Annotated in this window: 2 protein-coding genes and 1 pseudogene; 1 reads left to right on the top strand and 2 read right to left on the bottom strand. The window is 48.7% G+C overall.

Annotated features, from left to right (window positions below):
- Window positions 1–236: pseudogene (locus R7070_RS24670) on the top strand (transporter); the annotation flags it as partial.
- 185 nt (window positions 237–421) lie between these two features.
- Here R7070_RS24670 and R7070_RS24665 read toward each other — a convergent pair.
- Both R7070_RS24665 and R7070_RS24660 read right to left on the bottom strand, forming a co-directional pair.
- Complete coding sequence (locus R7070_RS24665; RefSeq protein WP_005460834.1) at window positions 422–1,045, bottom strand: bifunctional 4-hydroxy-2-oxoglutarate aldolase/2-dehydro-3-deoxy-phosphogluconate aldolase; 624 nt, start codon at window positions 1,043–1,045, stop codon at window positions 422–424.
- A gap of 11 nt (window positions 1,046–1,056) precedes the next feature.
- The coding region (locus tag R7070_RS24660) for a sugar kinase (protein WP_318141340.1) at window positions 1,057–1,851 on the bottom strand (795 nt) is incomplete at its 5' end.

Raw genomic sequence — 1,851 nt, 5'->3', positions numbered from 1 at the left:
TAGCCACACCGATCAGCGACGAGGAGCAGTCCCCTATCAATCATAAGCAAGGACTTTATGTCGGCTCCATCACAGCGTTGGCGGGCATGTTACTGATTCTTGCCGGCGTCGTGTTAGCGGGCTCTTCTCAATCCATCTTTGTCGCAATTGGCTGCATCGTGTTGCTGTTTAGCTTGTTCCTACTACAACCTACCCTGCACTCTAAACGTGCTTGGCAGAAACAAAAAACTAAGTAAGTAAATGGGTAAGTAAACCGTGTTGGGCGCGTTGTTTTGTGTCGCGACTAATGGAAAGTTGGATTTTTAACTCGCCAAAACTGCACATAAAAAAACGCCTACGGTGGAGCCGCGGGCGTTGGCAAATTGCTCAAAAGATCGTTCGACTATCTACGATAGTTCTCGGTGCTAACCGGGGTGAGGAATTATTCGATAATTCCCGCAACTTCACGAACCAGCTTCGCCAGTTCATCCCATTGCTCGTTGTCAATCAAATCGCCGGGTACCATCCAAGTACCACCACACGCTAAGACTGAAGAAATAGACAAGTAATCTTTAACATTGCTTGGGCTCACGCCACCAGTTGGCATGAATTTTACAGGATAAACCGCAGATAATGCTTTTAGCATCGCGACGCCGCCTGACGGTTCTGCTGGGAAAAACTTCAGCGTACGCAGACCCATTTCCATTGCTTGTTCAACCAAGCTTGGGTTGTTGACACCAGGGACGATGGTCACGTTGCGCTGTTGGCAGTATTTCACTGTAGTTGGGTTGAAACCTGGGCTCACAATAAAGTCCACGCCCGCATCAATCGCTTCATCCACTTGCGCGCTTGTCAGCACAGTTCCCGCGCCAATCAGCATCTCTGGGTACGCTTCGCGCATGTTTTTGATCGCTAAAGCGGCATCTTCAGTACGGAACGTCACTTCAGCACATGGCAGGCCATTTTCAATCAGCACTTGTGCCAGTTTCACTGCCTTGCCTGCGTCTTTGATCGCGATAACAGGGACTACTTTAATTTCTGAAAGTTGTTGGTTCAGATCTTTCATTTCATCGTTCCTTAAATAGTTGGCATCGCTTGGCTTGGAATGATCGCGCCGCGATGTTGAATAACCGTGCCAGCCACTTTGTGGCCAGCAAGCGCAGACTCCGCAACGTCTCCGCCTAAAATTCGTTTTGCAAGATAACCCGCACTAAAAGAATCACCCGCCGCCGTGGTATCCACCACAGCATCAACCTTCAAGGCCGCAACGGTGTGTTGTTGATCTTGTGTTACAACAAAACAGTCGTCCGCGCCACGTTTCACGATGATCTCTTTCACGCCAAAGTTTTTCGTACGACTGATCGCTTCATCTTCGTGCTTATCTCCCCACAGCATGACCTCGTCATCGAAGGTCAAAAATGCCATGTCGGTGACGCTGAGGATCTTTGAGTAAAAATCACGAGCTTGTTCGATGTTAGGCCAGAGCTTAGGGCGGAAGTTGTTATCGAATGCGATTTTCACACCTTCTTTACGGCACATTGTTAGCAGCTCAATCAACATCTGACGACAATCGTCCGAGATGATAGCCAAGCTAATGCCACTCAGGTAGATCATTTGATGCTGACAAAGATCTTTCACCAACGACAACAATGCTCGCTCACGCAACCAGTATTTTGCCGCCGCATCATTACGCCAGTAAAAGAAGCTACGCTCGCCATCTTCGGCGGTTTCAATCGCGTAAATGCCTGGCAATTTATCTTCAGAAAGGTAGACCATGTCCGTATTGATCCCCTCTTCACGCCATGCCGCTAGCATTTCACGACTAAACGGATCATGCCCTAATCCCGTCACATACGAAGTTTCGACTCCGTG

Source organism: Vibrio sp. 1557, from assembly GCF_033340175.1.
In the GTDB taxonomy this organism is placed as follows: Bacteria; Pseudomonadota; Gammaproteobacteria; order Enterobacterales; family Vibrionaceae; genus Vibrio; species Vibrio alginolyticus.
This window is presented reverse-complemented; position numbering and strand designations above follow the sequence as displayed.